We start from the raw sequence: 23,506 nt of genomic DNA on the forward strand, positions 1-23,506 counted from the left end.
AGTCTCGCTATTCTCTTCGTTTCATGCCTTGCCTGCTACCTAAAATCATCGATTCTGTTGAATCAGCTTTTTAATTAAGTCAACAGTTTCAACTGGATGTTCCAAAGGAAACATATGTCCTCCAGCCGTCAGGGTAAAAGGAATATTAAATTTCTTTTTGGTAATTTGTGGAAATTTACGTTTTAAAAAAGGACTCTCTGAACCAATGACCAAATCTACAGGAACTTGCGGTTGTGGATGAGGTAACCACCAATAAGAAGGACCTGTTCTAAAAATTGCAACTTCAACATCTTTAGGAATGGTCAAAGTCACCCCACCGCGCACATGATCTTCTGTCAACGCATAATCAATATAAGCCTGAAAACAATCTGCATCAAAATGCTGATAAAACCCCTTTGGACGTAACAACTCTGCAGCTTGTTGACGTGAATCCCAATGATCTCGACGGCGTATGCTGAGATGCGCTGGTGTCATTACATCGATTTTTTGAGGATAAAATTTCTTTGCAAGATTAAAAATAAAGGAGGCTGTCCCCATAATCAAAGGAGGATCCAATAAAATTGCTTGTTCAAATAAATCTGGACGCTTAAATGAGGCTAAAAAGGTTGCAACGGCGCCTAATGAATGACCTAAACCAATCACTTTACGTCCATTAGACTGTTGCACAATACTATCAATCACTTGATCTGCAAAATTCGACCAATTGTTATCAATAGGATAACGTTGATCTGTGCCTAATAAAGAAACATAAATCACATCATATTGATCTTTCAGTAAATCAAATAGCTTGGTATAGACTTGAGATGGCACACCATTGGCATGGGCAAAATGAATAACAGGTTTCATGTGAGATAGGCTAACCATGTCTTGCTTTACACTCTAAATATGATGAATTGAAAATACTGTAGCTGATAAATAGGATTCAGTTAAACATTTTAAGTGAACCCCGCGCTCTTGTTTTGTACTCAGTGATGCCATTCAAATGAGTTAAACAGGTCTAAAGCAGTTATAAAGGCTTAAGATAACAAGAAAATAGAGCTTTAAAATTGTGTTTGGCTTAATTATTCATTTTCTTTTTTTCAACTTTGTTTTTATTTCATACAGGATGGATCAGTAAACAGCAATGCTACCGCTATATTACTGTTTACTGATCCATAAAACCTAGACTATTGCATTTTCACATCTTGGTTCATACCAAGTTTTTGGCTTACAGCTTCACCTAAGCCATTCCCCATTTCTGAACCTAAACGGCCTAGAACCGAGTCAAATGGGCTACGCTCAACCGTATAATTGACTGTCTTTTTCACTTTTAATTCACGTTTCAATGTTTCGATATTCCCTGCTTTATCTGCGATACCCAATTTAATAGCTTGGTCACCCGTCCAGAATAAGCCAGAGAAAATCGCTGGATCTTTCGATTTTAGCTTTTCACCACGGCCTTTTTTCACAGCATCGATAAAGTGATCATGGACATTGTCCAATAAAGCTTGAATGTGCGCACGTTGTTCTGGATTAATCGGCTTGGTCATACTGAGTATGTCTTTATTGCTTCCCGAAGTCATGGTACGGTCTTCAACACCTAATTTTTGGGCTAAACCATTTACACCGTAGTTCGGCATAATCACACCGATTGACCCCACCAAACTCGATGGATTCACCCAAATTTCGTCTGCTGCTGATGCAATATAGTAAGCACCTGAAGCGCCCATATCACCAATCACAGCATAGACTTTTTTCTCTGGATTTTGTTTTTTAAGATATTGAATCTCTTGCCAAATATCATCAGACTGAACCGGTGACCCACCTGGTGAATTCACATTCAGTACAACTGCTTTGGCAGACTTTGCTTCAAAGGCTTTCTTTAATGATTTAATTGTATCGGTACTATTTACACCTTGACTGCTTGAATCAATCGTACCAACGATATTGACAACCCCTAAATGATTCTCGGAGGTTATTGTTCCATCATCTGAACCAGACAATGAACAACTCTTACCCAATGCAACTAAGACAAACAAAATATAAAGAAAAGTGAGTATTTTAAAAAAGATCCCCCAACGACGAGTACGACGTTGCTCTTCAACTGAAGCAAGAACCGCTTTCTCTAAGATCTTCCATTCCTGTCCTGTAGGCTGTTGCCCAGCAGAGGAATTCAAATTTGTATTGTCATTTTGAGGTTTCGGCGGCCAATCTGACATTTATACCATCCAAATTAATTATTCATGCTTCATTATATACACGGAATCCGTATAATCTATTTAATCATTACGATTTAACTTATAATAATTTGCTAAATCTCACCATTACTTAACTTCTGCATTAATTTTAGATCCAGATGACTGATAAACATAAGACCACTACTTCGCGACTTCTCAATTTTTTCAGTCGACTGCCGATCCCAATCGCGCGTTTTATCGCGCGTATTTTAGCTGGACTGGTCAATTTATTACATATCACAAAAACATCTGAAACCATTCGTCTAAATATTGAAATTTGCTTTCCAGATCTTGATAAAGCAGAACGTGAGAAAATTACAGAACAGGCGATTCGTAACGAACTACAATCCTATATGGAATTTTTTACGGTTTGGGGCAGTTCCAATCAAAAAAATATCGATCGTATTCACCATGTTGAAGGTGAACACTATTTCCATGAGGCTATTGCTGAAAAAAAAGGGCTGGTATTGATCGTGCCTCATTTCGGTACATGGGAAATTATGAATGCATGGTTTGCCCAATATACCCAAATGACCATTATGTATGAACCGATTAAGGATGAGAGTGCGGATCGTTTTGTACGTGCAGCGCGAAGTCGTGAAAATGCCAGCTTAGTTCCAACAGATGAATCAGGTGTACGACAAATATTTAGGGCGTTAAAACAAGGTGGTACAACTGTGATTTTGCCTGACCATTCACCCCACCAAGGTGGAGAACTGATTGAATATTTCGGGATTCCACTCTCTTCAAGTAATTTAAGTGCCAAACTGATCCAAAAAACCAAATCCAAAGCACTTTTCTTATATGCAATCCGAAATGACAATCAGGGTTTTGATATGGTGGTTCAGCCGATTGATGAAAAGATCTATCAGGTGGATGCAAATCAAGGTACGCATATCATTTACACTGCGCTGGAAAAATTAATCTGCCAATATCCAGAACATTACCATTGGAGTTATAAACGCTTTAAAGCGCATCCAAAGCTCAAACAGATTTATAATGTTTCCAATAAAGAAGCTATGGAAATGGTCAATTTAGTCCGAAATGATGCGATCACGGAAAGTGAGCCACTTTAAAGTTTGGCGATAAGCTGTCACATCCATCTGCCCTTGCGGATTTAGCTTAAATTGGATAGTGCCTTGTTCAATCGTGGTTTTGACTGGAATATTCAACACACCTAGCCGTTTTAATACAATTGGATGTGGATGACCATAACGGTTGGCATATCCTGCCGATACAATCGCAAGTTTAGGCTGTAACTGTTTTAAAAAGGCATAAGAAGAACTATTTTTACTGCCATGATGACCCAGTACTAAGACATCCACCTTTAAATCGGGATATTGTGTTAACAGATTAAATTCCGTTTCCCAACCTGCATCGCCCATCAATAAAAAGTTTTGATATGACTTTGACTCAGGGACTTGGATATAGATCACACAAGACAGTTCATTTCGATCATAGCGAGCTTTGCTTAGGCTATTTTTAGTAGGCGCCAAGACTGAAATTCGAATATCTTCATATTGCCAATATTGTCCTTGATAACAATAGTCAAAGTCATACAGGTTAAAACGTGCATCTGTTTCATTTGAATAAACTTTGTTCATTTTGATCACTTTCTCTATTTCTGCAAATGCACCACTATGGTCTTGATCTAAATGCGTCAAAATCACCTGATCCAATTGGGCAATCCCTTGTCGCATCAGATATGGAATGATGACATTTTTGCCGATACTAAATCTTGCTTCATCAAATGAACCTCCTGTATCAATCAGCATTTTATGTTGGGGTAGGTTTAAAAAGATGGCCTGCCCTTGCCCAACATCTATGATATCCAGTTGAAATATTGCAGAACTCTTATGCGAGATCACTAAGGGGATTAAACAAAGTATTGCCCAAAATTTTGGCAGTACACCTTTGGGCAAAAATAAAATAAAAACAGCCAAAGCGATGCAAACAATTTCTAGCGAATTAAATGCCCACCAATTCAGTTTAAAATTGAGCAGCTGATTTAATCTTTCCAGTAGGTACAGCAATATAGACAATAAAAGATCAGAAATTTTAAAGAGCCATAATCCTAAAGGTTCAAACAGCATACTTATACATGCGGCCAAAACTTCAATGGGAACAATCAGTGCACCGATCATTGGAATTGCAAGCAAATTGCTCAAGGGTGTAATCCACGAAAATTGTTGAAAAATCCACAGCACCACTGGCAGTAATGCAATAAATATTTTCCATTGGGAATCAATCAATACCCGTATAAATAGCTTGGCCTTGGTCTTCCATGTCTCTACAGTTGGGAGAGCATGTTGTTGAACTGTTTGATAGACGCGAATCAAAATAAAACAGGAACCAAAGGACAGCCAAAAAGCAGAAGATAAAATACTAAAAGGATCAAGCAGCAATAAAATACTGGCCGTCAATAATAAATGTTTAAGCGGTTGAATTTTTTGCTTGAATAAAATAATAACGCTTAAAATTGAGACTGTTAGCATGGTTCTTAATGCTGGTATTTCAAAACCAACAAAAGCACTATAAAACACCACACAGGCCAAAAATGGATAAACCAATAAATAAGGTTGTGGAATATTCAAAAAAATCTGTGGATAAACTTTTTTAATGATTGAGTTAAATAAAAAGCAAAACAATATGGCAAAAATTAATACGTGCGGCCCAGAGATTGCAAGTAAATGAGAAATACCCATGGTTTTGAATAAGTCTTGAGTTTCGTTTGCCAATAAACTTTCATCCCCTGTCAATAATGCTAGGACTAAGCCCTTATTTTTTAAAGAAGAATCAGCAATTAAATCGCGAAACTTTAAACGTAAATTCTCGATACTAAGTTGAATTCTATATCGCACGCTATTTTGTTGCTCAACAAAGGTGCTATAGCCCAATTGCTTCACTTGATTTTCATCGATATGTTCAACCGACTGGAGCTTGAATACAGCCAGAATATTTTCTTGTAAAAACCATTTTTCTTTATCAAACACTCCAGCTACAGCATAACCATGAATCGGTTTAATTTGCCCTGTAACCCGATAATATTGCCCCAGTTGGATCATTTCAGACTGTGAGTCATCCAGATACATCAATATTTGTCTGACTTTGTTGGGTTCGAGTAGCAATGCTTTTTGTTGGATACGCTGTTGAGTATTAGGCAATTGAGTGTTGGAGGATGAGTCTGTTGGCTTAATAGTATTTATGCGAGAAATATAAATAATCTTTTCAATTTGATGATGTGGTGTATCACGTAAACTTAATCTTTTTTCAAGTGCGAAATCTGCATAATAAAAACCAAGGAGACCACTTGATATCCCCACTACACTGAGAGAAACCAACTTAAATACAACAGAATTGATCAAGCTATAGTTTAAGCATCGACATACACATAACACTAGGCTTAATGCTAAGCTGATCCAAATCAAGAGGTTTAAATAAGCGGGTGAATAATATCCCATAAACGAGATACCCAATATCCATCCGATTAAAGCAATGTACATATACATAGTTTTTCTATTTATTGTTTTCAGTGTTGATTTATTGATTAAGCCCAATCAGATTGGGCTTAAGTTTAAAAATTATACATCAATTCAGCATGATATCATCAAAATAAATGCTGACTTAACCATCGATCCAGATACCATCTTGCATATGTAGGATTCTATCTGCTGATTTTGCCAGTTGCTCATCATGCGTCACAATCAACATGGCCATATTAAATTCCTCACGTAAATCACGCAGTAATTCAAAAATAGATTTTGCTGTTTTGCGATCCAAGTTTCCTGTCGGTTCATCGGCTAACATCAACTTCGGTTGTGTGACCAAGGCACGTGCTAAAGCCACACGTTGACGTTCACCCCCCGATAGCTCACCAGGTTGATGCGTTAAACGATGTGATAATCCAACCCGTTCAAGCAAATATTCAGCACGTTCTTTAACCTTTTTATATTCGGCATCTTTTCTTAACATCAACGGCATCGCGACATTTTCAAGCGCAGTAAATTCAGGCAGTAAATGATGAAACTGATAAACAAATCCTAGATGTTCATTACGTAAGAAACCACGTTCAGCTTCACCTAAGTTATCAAAACGTTTGCCATTTAAATTGACAAGACCTTGGGTCGGACGATCAAGACCGCCCAAAATATGCAAGAGTGTGCTTTTACCTGAACCACTTGAACCCACGATAGAGACAAACTCACCTTGCGCGACTTGCAAAGATAAACCTGTAATCACGTCTACATGCGACTTGCCATCCGTAAACGATTTATAGATATTTTGCGCCTCTAAAACCACTGGACTTTGTGTAGCACTATTCATAACGAAGCGCCTCCGCAGGTTGAATTTTAGCTGCTCGCAATGCAGGATAAATGGTTGCAATAAAGCTTAGACCTAAGGACAAGCTCACAATCACCACTACATCTTGCCATCTTAAATAAGAAGGTAAGTAGTTGATAAAATAGGCATCGAATAAATGTAATCCAAATGCAGTATTCAACCAGCCAATAAAGTTACTAATTCCTAACGCAGAGATAATCCCCAAAATTGCACCAGCAACCGTTCCAACCACACCAATCACAGTACCTTGCACCATAAAAATGCGGGTAATTGTTGCTGGTGACGCGCCTAATGTTCTTAGAATCGCTATGTCTGATTTTTTATCCGTCACAACCATGACCAATGAAGACACAATATTAAATGCAGCAACAAGCACGATGAGGAATAACAATAGACTGACCATTGCCTTTTCCATTTGGATTGCGCTGAATAAATTACCATGCGTATAGGTCCAATCTGAGGCATAGAAACCGCTTGGTAACTCACGAACAATTTCATTGGCAACCTGTGGCGCTTGGAAAATATCATCCAGTTTCATACGCACACCTTGCGCACCGTCAGGTAGACGTAATAGCGTAGATGCATCATTGAGTGCGATGTAACCTAAACTCGAATCAACTTCTGCACCAATACTAAAAATACCGACGATTTTAAAACGTTTAAAACGTGGTACAACGCCTGCTGGCGAAGGGGTTGCTTCAGGTAAAACCAAGGTGACATTGTCATTTAGACCAAGGCCTAACGCATCAGTCATTTGTTTGCCTAGAACAATGCCATATTCACCTTTTTTTAGTTGATCTATGCTACCTTCCACCATATGATTTTGGATAATTGAAACCTTCTTTTCATATTGAGGTTCAATACCAGTCACCATGATGCCGGCGACCTGTCCTTGTGCAGTAAGCATACCTTGTAGTTGGGTAAATGGAGCAACACCAGTCACATGCTTATGTTGTTCAATTTTCTTTGCAAGTACAGGCCAGTCTGTTAGAATTTGTGTTGAAGAAACAGTGGCTTGAGGTATCATACCTAAAACACGGTTCTTTAACTCTCGGTCAAAACCATTCATAACAGATAAAACTGTAATCAGTACAGCAACCCCTAAGGTTAGACCGATCATGGAAACCAAAGCGATAAAAGAAATAAAGTGATTACTACGCCGTGCGCGAGTGTATCTCAACCCTATATACAGCGAGATTGGTTTAAACATACCATTCTAGTCCGAGGTGTTTTATGGAAGCGTTACAGCATCAAAATGAAGCAAATGAACGTCGTGTCATGTCACGAATCGATGCTGCGTTAAGGATCAACTATCAAATCATTTCTGAAGAAGTTGCGCTGAACGATCCATATGATGCTAATTTTGTATTACCGCGCTATTTTCTACTACTTGCAGAATTAGATCAATTTGATCATGCACTTCACTACGAATTAGAACAATTAAATGAAAAAGATCAACAAATTGCTCGAATCTTATCCTTATTCAACCAAAAGTTAAACCTTATTACTGGTTCTCTTTACGATTCTATTGTACAAACCATGTTACCAACGCCACAAAAAGTCAATTTTTCTGAAAGTGGCTTCAGTTTTACCAGTCAGCAATACCTGAAACAAGGTAGCTTTATTCATGTCACCCTGAGTCATCCTGAAAATTTCTTCCATATTGCAGCAACGGCACAAATTGCGTACTCGGAACCTGCTGAAAATGAGCAATATCGTGTAGGTGCTTACTTCATTACCTTACATCCACAAGATAAAGTCAAACTGGCTGAATGTATTCAACAAAACATCACCCTACAAAATAATTGATATTGAACATATGGACTCTACTTTATTCGCTTTTGCCTTGATTGCCTTAGGTATGGCACTCACCCCTGGCCCAAATATGATTTATCTGATCTCAAGGTCCTTGTGTCAGGGCAAAACTGCGGGAATGGTTTCATTGGGCGGCACAGCGCTCGGTTTTGTATTTTATATGCTGTGTGCTGCTTTTGGGATCACCGCTTTATTAATGACGATTCCAGTTGCATACGATGTTTTAAAAATTGCTGGTGCGCTCTACCTGACTTATCTCGGCTGGAAAGCAATTCGCTCTCCTCATTCGCCTTTTGAGATTGCCAGTCAACAGTCTTATTCTAATTCAAAACTATTTTTAATGGGCTTTTTGACCAATCTACTCAATCCTAAAATTGCGATGATGTACTTAGCTTTGCTGCCACAATTTATCAAACCACACCAAGGCGATGTTTTAGTGCAAACGCTGAGTTTAGGTTTTGTGCAAATTGTGATTAGTCTACTCATCAACATGCTGTTTATTTTTACCGCCAGTTCATTTACTCAATTTTTAAATCGTCACGTACTTTGGTTAAAAGTACAAAAATGGTTTATGGGTACGGTATTTTTTGGCTTAGCAACACAAATCATACTGAGCTCTAAAAGATAACACCAAGCTACCTAATATAAATTTAAATGTTTTCAATAAGATATGGTAGTACTAGCTTTACAGTAACACGTATCAACGTATATCCAATGACATCCATCTTAGCCACACCCATAAAAAACGACTCAAAGTGGAGTATTTACTTTGAGTCAAATAGGGTCTGTTGACAATTCGTCTATGTTTGCGACTACGTGTGTTTTTTAGGCGATACTAGGCGCGAGATACGAAATTTAGTCATTCTAAATGAGTAGTTCGTAACGACGTAGCGGCAAAAAACACACTAGTCCCCCGCTGCGCCTTGCGCTGCAAACAAAGCAGTGGTTTGTTCTTGCTCAGGGTTGTGGCTAAAATTATCTCAGCCTTCGTTATGAAACTCGAAAATAGTCTCGCTATTCTCATTCATGCTTTACGACGTATACGTCTCATGCTCAATTTTAACCTACAACGCAAGCCATTTATGAAATGTCTACAGACCCTGTACTAATTTAAAAAGTTTCTTTTTGATAAGCAATTATTCTGCCAACTTATGAATTCGCTTGGCATAACTTGAATGGACAGAATGATCAAGCTTAGTCAAAATACCATTATCCCCCAAGATACGACGGGCACCTGTTTGCGCCCATTGCGGCAATAAAGCATAAGCACTATGTACTGATTGTAAGTAATCAGGTACCGCAATAAATAACCGTGGCTTAATTAAAGCACTCACAACTGCATCGGCAACCTGTTGTGGTGTCACCGCTGGAATCGTTTTTGCCGCATTTTCAGTTCCAGCGGTGAGCTCTGTCAGCACTTTACTGGGTAAAATTGCCGTGAACTGAATAGCAGAATCACGAAACTCACCTGCAACTGCTTCGGTGAGACCAATCACAGCAAATTTAGTCCCTGAATAAACCGCAGAACCCGGCAAGGCAAAACGCCCTGCAAGTGATGCGATATTAACAATATGGCCTTGTTTATATTTAAGCAGTTCAGGAAGTGCCAATTGCATACCAATGATGACACCACGAAAGTTAATATCAATCTGTGCATCTGCTAAAGCGGGATCTTCATCCAGAAAAGCCCCCATCGGCATAATCCCAGCATTATTTACTAAAGCATAAAGACTGCCATAATGTTGAATGGTGTTTTGAATAAATTGGGCAAATGATTCACGATCACGCACATCCACTTTAAAAGCTTTGGCACCAATACGTTGTGCTTCTTTTTCAGCAAGTGCTAAATCGAGATCACCAATACTGACTTTTGCACCTTGTGCAATTAAAGCTTCCGCGGTAGCTAAACCAATACCACGTGCGGCACCAGTAATCGCAATCACTTTGTCTTTTAATTTTTGTTTTTTAAACATTGCGTTATCCTTTATTTAAAATCTTGGTAAATTTCATATCCATCCTCTTTATTTAGGTTTGAATATGATGAAAGTTAAAATCTCTTTCTCATACAACATCTTCTTGCTTTAAGCTTGTGCTTGGTCCAGGTTGATGATCAATCAGATACTCAGCTAAATTAAAATGTTTCATCTTTACTCGGAGTTTATAGGTTGACCATGGCCAAACTGTACTGTTACGTCCATTGCGATCGATAAAATAGCTTTGACATCCACCCTTATTCCATACTGTGGTTTGCAAAGCTGCTTGGACTTTTTCATTAAAAACTTTGGTGATTTTGGGATTTGGTTCAATGGTCTTGATGCCCAATTGAATTGCCTGTTTCAAAGCATCGATAATGTAATCAAGCTGAGCTTCAATGATAATAAATGCTGAAGAACTTACAGCGACATTGGGACCAAACATCAAAAAAACATTTGGGCAATTTTCGATCATTGTCCCCATATAGCCTTCAGGACTACCCTGCCAAACATCGGACATACGCTGCCCAAAACGGTTATAGACATGATTGGCAATGGGTGGTTCAGCAATCTCAAACCCTGTACCAAGAATAATCACATCAGCTTCACAATGTTCACCATTACTTGCAATTAAGGTATTGCCTTTAATTTCAGATAAACCACTGGCAATCACCTCCACATTGTCTTGTGCTAAAGCGGGATACCAATTGTTGGATTGCAAAATACGTTTACAACCAATAATAAAATTGGGGGTTAATTTTTCTCGTAGGCGCGGATTTTTAATATGGTAATTTAAATGCCATTTGGCTAATTTTTGGAATTGCTTCATTGCCGCAGGACTTTGAATTCCACCATTTATCGTTTCAAAAATTCCATAGACTGAGCCTCGCATCAGCTGTTGAGTCAGTGGTAACAGCTTAAACATGGCACGAACAGGTGCAAGTAATGGCATGTCTGACTTTGGCAAAATCCATTGTGCAGTACGTTGAAAGATCGTCAGTTGTTTAACTTGGGGTTGAATCTGCGGTACAAACTGGATGGCAGAAGCACCTGTTCCAATCACCGCAACCCGTTGAGCTGTTAAGTCCAGATCATGCCGCCATTGTGAAGAATGGAAAATTTCTCCTTTAAAAGTTTCAATACCTTTAACATCAGGCAATACAGGTTCATGCATGGGACCACAAGCTAGAATCGCAAATTGAGATCTTAACTCGCCCTGTTCGGTTTGGATAATCCAGCAATTTTCCACATCGGACCACTGTGCTTGTAAAGCTTCACGATTCAAATGCACATGTGGCATGACCTTGTACTTATCGACCACATCAAATAAATATTGTTTAATTTCTTTTTGCTGTGCAAAGACCCGTGACCATCCAGGGTTTTGTTCAAAAGAGTATGAATAGAGCGCCGATGGTACATCACAGGCGCAACCTGGATAGGTATTTTCACGCCAGACCCCGCCCATTTCAGCAGCCTTTTCCAGCAATATAAAATCTTCAATCCCTGCTTGTTTTAATTTGATTGCGGCACCAAGACCAGCAAAACCACCACCCACGATAATCACTTTATAAAAGTTTTTATCTTTAGTGCTTTTTTTCATTTGTTCCATGTTGAAAATCGCTTAGAATATAAACAATAGGAATACAATGTCAAAAACGGAATGACTTGTCAATTTCCATTGTTTAACAATTTTGAATATTTATTTGGTATTCTTTGCCTATGAATGAACCAACTTTAACTCGTGCAGAACGTCAACGTATCCAATTACAAGCTGATATTTTAGAAGCTGCGTTTTTAGAATTTTCTGAGCGTGGATACCATCAAACAGCGATTTCAGATATAGCCAAACGCTTAGGCATTGGTCATGGTACTTTTTATCGCCATTTTGAAAATAAACGCGATATCTTGCAGCATGTTATTTCTGATACCATGCAAAAAATCATGGCATTGCTTACCGGTGAAAATGCACCTCAAGCAGTGAATAATATTGAAGAGTACCGTGAACAATGTCAGCGAATTTCTGAACGCTTCCGTCTTTTTGCACAAGAGAATCCTCTAACTCTAAAATTATTATTACTTGAAGCAACCTCAATAGATGCTGAAATGACCAGATTTATTCAAAACTTGATGCAAATGGCGGGTATTTTTACTGCCAACTATTTAAAACATGGGGTAGATTCTGGCTTTTTTCGTGAAAATTTAGATTGTGAAAATACGGGGCATAATATCATTGGGATGATTACCAATGGGGCTTTACGCTTTTTAGCCAATCCTGAAGATCTCAAAGGTTTAAAAAACTATGGCGATTCGATTATTGAATTAATCATAGGCGGAGTTGCTAAGCCATCAGCCTGATTTATAGCAATCAACAGAATATAAATTAAACTGTTTTCTTTATCTCATTCAATCCTACGGGTTATGGTTATCTTGTGAAGACATCAATCTCACCCATGGACGGAGATATAGCCTCAATACAGTTTTTTATTTTTTATCCTAAGATTGAAATAATACTTAAATTTACTCAAAAACTGTCCATAACATAGATTATGGGCAGTTTTTAATGAGATAAAATATTAGACTTCTTTCATAAGTCCTTTTTAAAACCATAAATCAATATAAAATCCCCCTCATCCTAGCCTTCTCCCAGAGGGAGAAGGAACTTTCAATACCAATATGATTCACTCCACATGATCATTTTTTGATTTATGAAAGATCTTTATTGAAGATAAGTTTGCATTTTTAAATGCTATTTTTTATAACGAATACAATTACGCCCATCTTTTTTTGCCAGATATAAATATTCATCAGCAGCTTTAAACACCTTATGGATGTCGGTAGAAATTTCAGGCCAATGCGCAATCCCTATTGACACGGTAATCGCAGGTATTTCTCCGATTGGCGTTACTTCTAATGCCTGCCGAATCCGTTCTGCAATATTAATGGTTAAATTTTGGCTATCAATCGGGCTTAGAATCACAAATTCTTCTCCACCAATCCGACAACAAACATCAATATTCCTAACACAATCTTTAATATTTTGTGCAGTCTTGGTCAGGACTAAGTCGCCTTTTTCATGTCCATATTGATCATTAATTTTTTTAAAATAATCGATATCCACAGCAATAATTGCAAATGGTGCGTCATTTTTCATTAAGCGTTCAATATGTAACTCCATCCCTCTGCGGTTATAAAATCCTGTTAACGGGTCTGTATTTACATAATGATTGAGTGTAGAGATTTTTTTCTTAAAATTTGAAGAACTCTGTAACAGTGAGCGTTTAAAATTCCTCACTTCATAATATAAAGCATCTACATCTTTAATTTGAGTTGCAGTCTCTGGGTTATTGAGATGACTCGCCATGGTTGCTAAGCGGTTTAAAGGCGCTGAGATATAATATGATATCTTCCAAATAATCAAAAAGATCAAAATATAAAAACCAAGCATATAAGCAATAATTTTATAAATCAGATATGGAACTTTTTCTAAAAGCTTATGGGTCGGTTGTTGTGAAACGATGATCCAGTTGGTATGACTGACTCTGGCAAAGCCCGCTAAATTATCTACGCCTTTGCTATTGATCAGTCTTATTTTTCCAATCATATGACTGGTCATATAGTTAAGACCGGTATTGTCTGTTGCAAGAGTACCAATTCGACTCGCATCAGGATGAAAAATAATTTTCCTATTGCTATCCAATACATACATATAACTGTCTTTATAGTTAAAGCTCAGTGTCAATAACTCGTTAATGATATTTTTTTCTTTTAAATAAATTGCACCACCAATAAAGCCCAGATACTTTTTATCTTTATCAAAAATAGGCTGTGAAATAAAAACAATTAAATTGTTTTTGATTGAATAATATGGGCTTGTGATCACTGTCTTTTGCGTTTCAATGGACTGTTTAAAGCCTAATGTTGTATTCACCACATTTTTATTAATGGCAATTTTTGAAGGTGAGTAATTCAGTACATGCCCGTATTTATCCGAAATAATCACACTGTCAAAGTAATTCGATTGAAATTTTAGTCGATCCACTTCCAACTGTTTAAATTGCTCATCATTAAATGAATCCCCCAGCAAAGTGGCACTATAATTTAACTGCTTTAACACAGTCTGAATTTGAGAATCCGTTTTTTGGGCAATCTTAGTGGCATATTCCATATTTACTGAAAGAGAAGTATCTAGTAGTTCTTTTTTTTGAATAGAATAATTCACGAAAAGTGAAGCAATAAATAGAATAGCGATGCTGAATATTGCTAAAAAAAGAATAAGTTTTCTCAGATTTAACTTTAAACAAAATATGAGTTTTTTCAGTTTCATGAGGTCATTTGCAAAACAGCATTTGATTGAATTTTATTCTTTTTTACTTAGTATTACTACAATATTTTTACCATTGTTTAATTTATTTTCATGATTTTTAAATGGTTTCCCTTAACATAATTTTTAAGAAAATTTGTTGAAGATAATCATCAGGCTTTGCTCAATGAATTTTTAGCGACTTTAACTCAGTATATAAACCATGCGAAAGTATACAAATGACGAATATATTGCCTCATAAAAATAAACTGAATAAGGTGTAAATTAAACCAAAAAAATACCTGTATTATTTTATTTCCCCATGGCTATATGCCTTTACTATAGGCACTACAGATATCATGAGGCTAACTAAGAATTGCTTGAAGTTGCATATCATTTTAGCGTATTTCGGAAGTCATATGTTCTATTAAGTGAAATGCTTAAAATGATTTAAATCACACCATTATCTTTTTTATTTTAACGTTTCTATCCTAGAAAAATAGAGAAAAATAAATAGAAAATGCACATGAATAAGAATTATTTTACTCAATGGATCTATGAGCCTTTGAACAGAATATTTTGATCATCGTTGTCTTCTAAAAATGATACTCTCGTCAACCTTATCTGACAGTTATCCATTTTATCATATATCTGTCAGATTAAAGCTATATTTGGCTTTTAAGGATCACAAACCATCTTTACTCTGTTTACATCCAATCACCATAATACTCGTAATAATATCACCTGGACCCGTCAGTGCTGTGATATTACAAAGGTATTGAGCATGCTCTTGTACAGCGTTTTGATAGTATCCTGTTGGACGATATTGATTTTCATAAATAGCGCCAACAACACCTTGCCCGCCTGTTTGACCAACGACACGCTGACCCGCATATTCAGTCCCCGTTTGTACAAATTGCTGTACGACACGTTGTGAAACAATCGAATTTTCCCACATTGCAGAGCCACCTAATTTACTCGCTGGGACGCGATAAGTTGGTGAGCCAAAGATTCCGATTGCTTTATTTACATGTTGCCCAACCAATTTATCAGCAGCCTGTTGCACAGGATTAGGTGTTGAAACACAACCAGTGAGTAACAAGCCTAATGTGAATACAGCCAAAATAGCTGCGACTCTATGTTTATCTCCCTTACTCTGGCGTTGTCGGTTATTGCTTGTACTGATTGTCAATTGTTGTTTACTGATCATAAGAAAGTTTCCTTTTGCTTACGCTGATGATTTATCTACACTAAAACCAATAAAATTTTTTATAAAACACTTCGATGCTTTAGACATCATGAGCAATCATAAATTATGGATCAAGATAATATTCAGCCCGCACATTGCCTTGTTCCAATTCATAAGCGCGTTCAGCCACACGTTCAAGCGACTGTCGGTCACAATCCAATGCGGTCAAGTTTTTACCCGAAGGTTTAACTGCATTTTCATCATCAAATACAGCTTGATCACATTGATCATCTTTAAAATTTTGCAAAGATTGCCACTCTACTTGAGCATCAGCTAATCTGCTTTGTTGATATGCTGAGAGCTTGGGTGTTAGTTTTTTTACGGCCTGATTTAATCTTTCATTCTGACCTAAATGCTCTGCACTGATACACAGTTGCTTGTTCCCTGTGGTTTTTGCTGTATTTATACAGCTTTGGTAGGTTTTTGAGTATTGCAATGTCGGTGCAGCTGATAACAAAGTCGCAAAGCTACATAAGCTACCAATGCTCAAAATATAGATGTATTTTGAGTATATTTTATTCATATTCTTAACCACTTTCTAAAAAGGTTTATTGCAGAAGTGTCTATAATTTATTCACATACTAGATATACTTTATAGTTTAATTCATGTGAAATTAAAACCACAAAAAGGCAAATACTATACAAAATTTAAGACATTTTATTCAGACTATATTTAGTCTTATCCATACAATTCGGCCTTAAGCCTATGAATTTTTTATCACATTGCATACTGAGCACTGCTTGGCTTGTAATGCAAAATATCGCGTGAGATCAGCGTGTTGCTACTATCTAAATTAACTGCACAAATCTATATACAAAATAAGGCAGTACAAAGTTGATGCTAAGATGAACTCAGATTTTTGAAATGTTATTACTGTGCAATACAAGACGCTATATAAGATAATTATTATTCAATAGATTCTGTAAAATTCACTATTTAAATAGACCATTAAAGTACATTTTAAATAGATAAAAAAATGACCTTAGCGAAGATACGCTAAGGTCACGTTTACAACAAATAAATTAGCCTGGGAAAATACCGCGTTCCATACGTGCTTTCAAGATACGCTCACAACCTAAAATAAAGGCAGCCGTTCTTAAACTACATACTTTGTCATTTGAGGTCTGCCATACATCATTAATCGCTTGAACCATTAATTTATCGAGTCTTTGGTTAATTTCTTCTTCCGACCAGAAGTAGCTCGACATATCTTGAACCCATTCAAAATAACTGACCGTTACACCACCCGCATTACAAATCACATCTGGTACAACCGTGATACCACGTTGGATTAAGATATCATCTGCTTCTGGATAAGTTGGACCGTTTGCGCCTTCTAGTACCAATTTCGCTGTTAATTTCTGTGCGCGTTCAACCGTGATTTGACCTTCCAATGCGGCAGGAATCAAGATATCCATTTCAACATCCCAGAAATCTTCATCGCTAATCGCTTGAGCACCAGCAAAGCCCCCCACACCTTGATTACTTTCTAGATAAGTTTTTAAAGTAGCTAAATCAATACCTTGAGGATTATAAATCGTCCCTGTATGGTCTTGAATCGTTACAATAATAGATTTCGAATCGGCAAATAGATATGCAGCTTCACTACCAACGTTACCAAAACCTTGGACAGCAACTCGTGCACCCTCTAAAGGAAGTTTAATTTTTGCGGCAACTTGTTGACCGGTAATAAATACACCACGACCCGTTGCTTTAATACGTCCTAAAGAACCACCTAAATGAATCGGCTTACCTGTAACAACACCTGTTACGGTATGGCCTTGACCCGAAGAATATGTATCCATAATCCAGCCCATAACGTTAGGATTGGTGCCAACATCCGGCGCTGGAATATCTTTTTGTGGGCCAATGATATGGCTAATTTCACTGGTATAACGACGTGTTAAGCGCTCTAACTCACGTGGAGAAAGCTGACGAGGATCAACACGAACACCACCTTTTGCACCGCCAAAAGGTAGATTTAAAACCGCAGTTTTAATGGTCATCCATGCAGAAAGTGCCATCACTTCATTGAGATCTACATCTGGATGGTAACGAATACCGCCCTTACCTGGACCACGCGATAAGTTATGTTGAACGCGATAGCCTTCGAAATGACGGATTGTGCCATCATCCATTACAATCGGTACATCGACAATCAAAGCACGTTTTGGTCGCTTTAACGTGTCGACATAATCTTTCAGATGTTCTAAATACGGTGTAACTCGCTCAATCTGTTCGAGGTAGGTAGACCATGGACCGTTATTTTGAGAGATATAAGATAAATTAGACATACTTTGCTTATCCTTTTGATGAAGTCACTTGAATCATCAATCAAATATGTAGTTAAAAATAATATAAGCGGCTAATTTGGCAGTTCTGTTGTCCAAATCAAACCGCGGATTACATTCAGCCACATCAAAAACTTTGATCTTGCCAGTTTTTTTAATGGCTTCTAATAATGGGTCAAAAATAGATAAATCGATTCCTTTCACCGCAGGTGCGCTGACACCCGGCGCAATGCTAGCGTTAAATACATCAAGGTCAACCGTAATATACAAATAGTCTACTTTTTTAATAAAATTATTTATTCTTAAGATTAAATTTTCAACATTTTGCAGTTTTAATTCATAATCGTAAATATAATTACAGTTTAAACGCTCTGCTGTGTCAAACAAAATTTTAGTATTTGAATGCTTGGCAACACCGATACACATGTAGTTAAATTCTTGATGAAACTGTTCTGATAGTTTAGCTGCATTTAAAAAAGGTGTGCCTGAAGTGACCTGTTCAGCTTCACGCAAATCAAAGTGTGCATCGAAGTTAATAATGCCGATTTTCTTATTCAGATGATTATTTTGAATGTATTGAAATAAACCAGAAAAACTCCCAAAGGCAACTTCATGCCCACCGCCTAACACAATCGGCTTCATATCGGAATTTAAACTACGTTCGACTTGATGCGCCAATTCCGCCTGTGCTATTTCAAGTTCAGCATGATCACAAAGCACGGTGCCTAAATCGATAATGGTCACAGGTTGATGCACAGGTAAATTTGCCAATTGAGCACGGATCATATCTGGTGCATCCGCTGCACCTAAACGTCCATGGTTGCGTTTAACACCTTCATCTGAACTAAAACCAATAAAAGCAAAAGATGCTTGAGGACTGGTATTGATCACTTGATGGAGACGTAGATGTGCATCACCTTCCCCATCTTGTCGTCCTTGCCACTTAAATGAATGATTCATTATTAATATCACTTTATAAAAATCAATCTCAAGCTGAGATCAAGATTTCATTTCCATGTTGGATGATTCGTTTTGATAAATCACCGCCAAGCCAATACACAATCTCAGATGGATGCTCAATATCCCAAGCAATAAAATCCGCCACTTTACCCTGTTCTAATGTGCCATGCGTATCTTGTAAGCCGAGTGCATAAGCAGCATGCGTTGTGACACCTGCGAGTGCTTGTTCTGGTGTTAAACGGAATAATGTACTACCCATATTCAGCATTAAACGTAATGACAAGGCTGGCGATGTTCCTGGATTTAAATCACTGGATAATGCGATACGTACACCATGTTGCTGCAAACTATCTAAAGGTGGATACTTGGTTTCTCTCAGAAAATAGAATGCTCCCGGCAATAACACAGCAACTGTGCCTGAAGCAGCCATGGCTTTGGCATCAGCTTCAGTCATGTATTCCAAATGATCTGCGGATAAAGCATGGTAACGTGCAGCAAGCGTTGAACCACCGAGGGACGAAAGTTGTTCTGCATGTAATTTAACAGGTAGGTTTAATGCCTGAGCTACTTTAAAAACACGTTCAACTTGCGCAGGAGAAAAAGCCAAATGCTCACAGAAAGCATCGACAGCATCGACTAAACCTTCTTGATGCAGTTTGGGTAACATCTCGGTACAGATATGTTCAATATAAGCATCACTTTGATCTTGATACTCAGGTGGCAAAGCATGCGCTGCCAAACACGTACTTTTTACGGTCATCGGTAAAGTTTGAGCGACTTGACGAATCACACGGAGCATTTTACGTTCATTGCTATAGTCCAGACCATATCCCGACTTAATTTCAATGGTGGTTACACCATCTTTAAGCATACAACGAATACGTTTGAGTGCCGAAGCAAGGAGCTGTTCCTCACTTGCTTCTCGTGTTGCTCTTACAGTGCTTGCAATACCACCGCCACTCGCTGCGATTTCCGCATAACTGACACCTTGCAAACGTTTTTCAAACTCAACACTGCGATTTCCGCCAAATACACTATGCGTATGACAATCAATTAAACCGGGAGTCACCCATGCGCCATTGAGGTCAATGATCTCAGCATAGTCATCTACAGGAACATCTTTTTCTGCGCCAATCCAGTGAATATGTTGTGCTAAAGTGACGATTGCAGCAGATTCAATACTGGAATATTGCCCATCTTGCATGGTTGCAATATGACAATTTGTCCAAAGTTTTTTCATTGATATTTCCTCTTGCTGCTCATGCTTTAAGCGCGCTTGAGCAGCTTCAGTATCAGCTTTCCATTTCGATGTTTTGTTGGAGGTCTGGTTTTTCTTTTACTGAATTTTGCTTGGGCTTCACCCATATCGTGTAAGCAATCCAGAGTAAAACCAACCATGTTATACCGACATAAAGTGCAGGTCTTGAGTCTGGGAAATATCCCATCATGGCTAAAATAAACAGCATAAATACAATGGCAAATGCAGGTGCATAAGGCCAGCCAATCACAGGAAAATCTAATGCTTTAATCTCTGATTTAGACAGTTTACGGCGCATGCCCACTTGAGAAAGTAAAATCATTAACCATACCCAAACCGTTGCAAATGTTGCAATTGAAGCGATGATAATAAATACATTTTCGGGGATCAGATAATTAAGCACGACGCCGACAAGTAACACACCAGCCATCACTACAACAGTCATCCAAGGAACACCATTACGTGAGAGTTTCTGGAACACTTGAGGTGCTTGTTTATGCTTAGACATACCATACAGCATACGTCCTGCACCAAATACATCACTATTGATCGCGGAAATTGCAGCTGTAATCACCACAATATTTAAAACAGTTGCTGCAGATTTGATGCCTAAATTTTCAAAAATTTGTACAAATGGACTGCCTTGGCTACCAATTTGATTCCATGGGAAAATTGACATCAATACAAAAATTGTCAGAATATAAAAAAGTAAGATACGTACAGGAACCGCATTAATTGCACGCGGAATCGACGTTTTCGGATCTTGTGACTCACCTGCTGTAATCCCAATGATTTCGATGCCACCGAATGCAAATACCACAACTGATAAGCAGGCAACTAAACCCATAATCCCATTGGGCATAAAACCTTCATGTATCCATAGGTTTTGGATACCTGGTACAAAGCCTGTGTGATCTGCATTAAAGCCGTAGAACATCAGACCAAAACCACCCAAAATCATGGCAACAATAGCGCTGACCTTGACGATGGATAGCCAGAACTCGACTTCACCAAAGACTTTAACGTGAATCAGGTTAATTGCCCCTAAGAACATAATCAGCGATAAAATCCAGATCCATCGTGGCACATCGGGGTACCAAAACCCCATATAGATACCGAAAGCAGTCACGTCAGCCAAGGCGACAATGATCATTTCAAAAACGTAGGTCCAACCTGTGGTAAAACCAGCTAAAGGACCAATATAATTTGAGGCATATTCACTAAAAGAACCTGATACGGGGTTATGAACAGCCATTTCCCCTAATGCTCGCATCACAATATAAATTGCAATCCCTGCAACCATATAAGCAATTAAAACAGACGGACCTGCCATTTTAATTGCCGTTGCTGATCCATAGAAAAGCCCCGTGCCAATCGCTGAACCCAATGCCAAAAAGCGGATATGACGGGTGTTTAACCCCCGCTGTAATGTGGAGTGTTGTGACATTATAATCTCCAATCCTTGAGGAAATTTAGTTAGATTCGGTCACTCCATGTGACCGTTTTATTGATCACACTTCAGACAAGCTCGGTAATAGCTTCGCAATCAGCAATTCGTTCAGGCAACCACTTGCGAGCAATTCACTTGCTTGTTCGATATCTGGCGCGAAGAAACGATCTTCACTGTAATACGCCACTTGATCACGCAGAATTTTGCGGGCACGTTCAAGTTTAGGAGAGCTTTTCAATCCTTCACGGAAATCAAGTCCTTGACATGCACCTAACCACTCAACTGCAAGAATGCCGCGAACGTTATCAGCCATATACCACAAGCGTTTTCCTGCATTAGGCGCCATGGAAACATGGTCTTCCTGATTTGCAGAGGTCGGTAAACTATCAACACTGGCAGGATGTGCAAGTGCTTTATTGTCACTGGCCAACGCAGCGGCTGTTACTTGAGCAATCATAAAGCCCGAATTCACCCCACCATTGGCAACCAAAAATGGAGGAAGTTGTGACATATGGCGATCCATCATCATCGAAACACGACGTTCAGACAGTGAGCCAATCTCAGCAATCGCTAAGGCCAAATTATCAGCAGCCATTGCCACTGGTTCAGCATGGAAGTTACCTGCTGAGATTACGTCACCTTCTGCCGCAAACACCAATGGGTTATCTGAAACTGCATTCGACTCAATCGCTAATACTTCTGCCGCTTGGCGAATTTGCGTTAAACAAGCCCCCATTACTTGAGGTTGGCAACGCAGTGAATACGGGTCTTGAACCTTGCTACAATCCTCATGCGAATGTGCAATTTCACTTGATTCAGTCAATAAGTCACGATATGCAGCGGCAACATCAATTTGACCACGCTGACCACGAACTTCATGGACACGCGCATCAAACGGTGCACGTGAACCGAGCATAGCTTCAACGCTTAATCCACCACAAACGGTCGCAGCAGCAAATAAATCTTCTGCTTCAAATAGACCACGTAATGCGTATGCTGTTGAAACCTGAGTACCATTTAAAAGTGCCAAACCTTCTTTGGCCGCTAAAGTAATGGGTTCTAAGCCTGCAATTTTAAGTGCTTCAACTGCTGGTAACCATTCCCCTTTATAGCGTGCTTTACTTTCACCGAGTAAAACCAGAGACATATGTGCAAGGGGTGCCAAGTCACCAGAAGCGCCGACTGAACCTTTTAATGGAATATGCGGATAGACTTCTGCATTGATCAAGGCAAGGATTGCATCAATCACTTTAGGACGGATACCAGAAAACCCACGTGCCAAACTATTGGCCTTTAACAACATAATTAAGCGAACCATCGCATCATCTAAAGGTACGCCCACACCGGCGGCATGAGAAAGTACCAATGAGCGTTGTAATTGTTCTAAGTCTTCAGGGGCAATTTTACTTGAAGCGAGTAAGCCAAAACCAGTATTGATTCCGTAAGCTGTGCGTCCTTCATTCACAATTTTTTCGACACACGCAACACTTGCATTGATGCCAGCATAAGCACTGTCATCCAGTTTAACTTTAATTGGATTTAAATACGCTTGGCGAAGATCTGCGAGTGTGAGCTTGCCTGGTTGAATTAAGAGTTCCATTTTGACGTCCTGTTTTGCGCTATATTGTTCTCTTACGATGCCGCTTACACAA

The 23,506-nt window shown here is 38.5% G+C and carries 19 protein-coding genes; 4 read left to right on the plus strand and 15 right to left on the minus strand.

The features are described 5' to 3' along the window. Window positions 1-45 precede the first annotated feature (45 nt). The gene (locus tag ASC84_RS14340; protein ID WP_056515894.1) at window positions 46-846 is read right to left on the minus strand and encodes an alpha/beta fold hydrolase; all 801 of its coding nucleotides are present in this window, start codon (window positions 844-846) and stop codon (window positions 46-48) included. Between the two features lie 320 nt (window positions 847-1,166). Continuing rightward, window positions 1,167-2,198, minus strand: a complete 1,032-nt coding sequence (gene sppA, locus ASC84_RS14345) for a signal peptide peptidase SppA (protein WP_056515897.1) — start codon at window positions 2,196-2,198, stop codon at window positions 1,167-1,169. A 137-nt stretch (window positions 2,199-2,335) separates the two neighbouring features. Between sppA and ASC84_RS14350 the strand changes: the two genes are divergently transcribed. After that, on the plus strand, window positions 2,336-3,292 hold the full coding sequence (locus ASC84_RS14350; RefSeq protein ID WP_056515900.1) for a lysophospholipid acyltransferase family protein: 957 nt from the start codon (window positions 2,336-2,338) through the stop codon (window positions 3,290-3,292). On the opposite strand, the gene ASC84_RS14355 is transcribed toward ASC84_RS14350, so the two are convergent. The 3 genes from ASC84_RS14355 to ASC84_RS14365 all read right to left on the minus strand — a co-directional run bounded on the left by ASC84_RS14355 (window position 3,251) and on the right by ASC84_RS14365 (window position 7,767). Next, window positions 3,251-5,725: a DNA internalization-related competence protein ComEC/Rec2 gene (locus ASC84_RS14355; RefSeq protein ID WP_056515904.1), complete on the minus strand. Its 2,475-nt coding sequence runs from the start codon at window positions 5,723-5,725 to the stop codon at window positions 3,251-3,253. The two genes, ASC84_RS14350 and ASC84_RS14355, sit on opposite strands and share 42 nt — an antisense overlap. A gap of 115 nt (window positions 5,726-5,840) precedes the next feature. Beyond that, window positions 5,841-6,539: a lipoprotein-releasing ABC transporter ATP-binding protein LolD gene (gene lolD, locus ASC84_RS14360; RefSeq protein WP_004721773.1), complete on the minus strand. Its 699-nt coding sequence runs from the start codon at window positions 6,537-6,539 to the stop codon at window positions 5,841-5,843. Then, a complete protein-coding gene (locus ASC84_RS14365; RefSeq protein WP_004721775.1) occupies window positions 6,532-7,767 on the minus strand; it encodes a lipoprotein-releasing ABC transporter permease subunit in 1,236 nt (411 codons plus the stop codon). The genes lolD and ASC84_RS14365 overlap by 8 nt, the downstream gene beginning before the upstream one ends. A 23-nt stretch (window positions 7,768-7,790) precedes the next feature. Here ASC84_RS14365 and ASC84_RS14370 point away from each other — a divergent pair, with 23 nt between their 5' ends. After that, complete coding sequence (locus ASC84_RS14370; RefSeq protein ID WP_004721776.1) at window positions 7,791-8,366, plus strand: PilZ domain-containing protein; 576 nt, start codon at window positions 7,791-7,793, stop codon at window positions 8,364-8,366. Window positions 8,367-8,376: 10 nt separating this feature from the next. Continuing rightward, window positions 8,377-9,000, plus strand: coding sequence for a LysE family translocator (locus ASC84_RS14375; RefSeq protein WP_056515907.1), 624 nt, complete (start codon window positions 8,377-8,379; stop codon window positions 8,998-9,000). Window positions 9,001-9,508: 508 nt separating this feature from the next. Here ASC84_RS14375 and ASC84_RS14380 read toward each other — a convergent pair. Further along, window positions 9,509-10,345, minus strand: coding sequence for an SDR family oxidoreductase (locus tag ASC84_RS14380; protein WP_056515910.1), 837 nt, complete (start codon window positions 10,343-10,345; stop codon window positions 9,509-9,511). A gap of 88 nt (window positions 10,346-10,433) precedes the next feature. Continuing rightward, window positions 10,434-11,954, minus strand: coding sequence for an NAD(P)/FAD-dependent oxidoreductase (locus ASC84_RS14385; protein ID WP_056515913.1), 1,521 nt, complete (start codon window positions 11,952-11,954; stop codon window positions 10,434-10,436). 110 nt (window positions 11,955-12,064) lie between these two features. On the opposite strand from ASC84_RS14385, the gene ASC84_RS14390 reads away from it, so the two are divergent. After that, window positions 12,065-12,700 (plus strand): TetR/AcrR family transcriptional regulator, encoded by a 636-nt coding sequence (locus tag ASC84_RS14390; RefSeq protein WP_004820248.1) that lies wholly within the window; start codon window positions 12,065-12,067, stop codon window positions 12,698-12,700. Window positions 12,701-13,091: 391 nt separating this feature from the next. Here ASC84_RS14390 and ASC84_RS14395 read toward each other — a convergent pair whose 3' ends face one another. The 8 genes from ASC84_RS14395 to hutH all read right to left on the minus strand — a co-directional run bounded on the left by ASC84_RS14395 (window position 13,092) and on the right by hutH (window position 23,454). Further along, the gene (locus ASC84_RS14395) at window positions 13,092-14,669 is read right to left on the minus strand and encodes a sensor domain-containing diguanylate cyclase (protein WP_056515915.1); all 1,578 of its coding nucleotides are present in this window, start codon (window positions 14,667-14,669) and stop codon (window positions 13,092-13,094) included. Between the two features lie 661 nt (window positions 14,670-15,330). Beyond that, window positions 15,331-15,855 carry a hypothetical protein gene (locus ASC84_RS14400; protein ID WP_056515919.1) on the minus strand — a complete coding sequence of 175 codons (525 nt, stop codon included), beginning with the start codon at window positions 15,853-15,855 and terminating at the stop codon, window positions 15,331-15,333. A gap of 103 nt (window positions 15,856-15,958) precedes the next feature. Then, window positions 15,959-16,417, minus strand: a complete 459-nt coding sequence (locus ASC84_RS14405) for a lysozyme inhibitor LprI family protein (RefSeq protein ID WP_056515920.1) — start codon at window positions 16,415-16,417, stop codon at window positions 15,959-15,961. 500 nt (window positions 16,418-16,917) lie between these two features. Next, the gene (locus ASC84_RS14410; RefSeq protein WP_056515924.1) at window positions 16,918-18,189 is read right to left on the minus strand and encodes a Glu/Leu/Phe/Val dehydrogenase; all 1,272 of its coding nucleotides are present in this window, start codon (window positions 18,187-18,189) and stop codon (window positions 16,918-16,920) included. A 36-nt stretch (window positions 18,190-18,225) separates the two neighbouring features. Beyond that, window positions 18,226-19,146 (minus strand): formimidoylglutamase, encoded by a 921-nt coding sequence (gene hutG / locus ASC84_RS14415; protein ID WP_004721794.1) that lies wholly within the window; start codon window positions 19,144-19,146, stop codon window positions 18,226-18,228. A 28-nt stretch (window positions 19,147-19,174) separates the two neighbouring features. Continuing rightward, on the minus strand, window positions 19,175-20,386 hold the full coding sequence (gene hutI, locus ASC84_RS14420) for an imidazolonepropionase (RefSeq protein WP_056515927.1): 1,212 nt from the start codon (window positions 20,384-20,386) through the stop codon (window positions 19,175-19,177). A gap of 52 nt (window positions 20,387-20,438) precedes the next feature. Then, complete coding sequence (locus ASC84_RS14425) at window positions 20,439-21,851, minus strand: amino acid permease (protein ID WP_004721798.1); 1,413 nt, start codon at window positions 21,849-21,851, stop codon at window positions 20,439-20,441. A 64-nt stretch (window positions 21,852-21,915) separates the two neighbouring features. Then, complete coding sequence (gene hutH, locus ASC84_RS14430; RefSeq protein WP_056515934.1) at window positions 21,916-23,454, minus strand: histidine ammonia-lyase; 1,539 nt, start codon at window positions 23,452-23,454, stop codon at window positions 21,916-21,918. Between the last annotated feature and the right edge of the window lie 52 nt (window positions 23,455-23,506).

It is taken from the genome of Acinetobacter sp. Root1280, assembly GCF_001425285.1.
In the GTDB taxonomy this organism is placed as follows: domain Bacteria; phylum Pseudomonadota; class Gammaproteobacteria; order Pseudomonadales; family Moraxellaceae; genus Acinetobacter; species Acinetobacter guillouiae.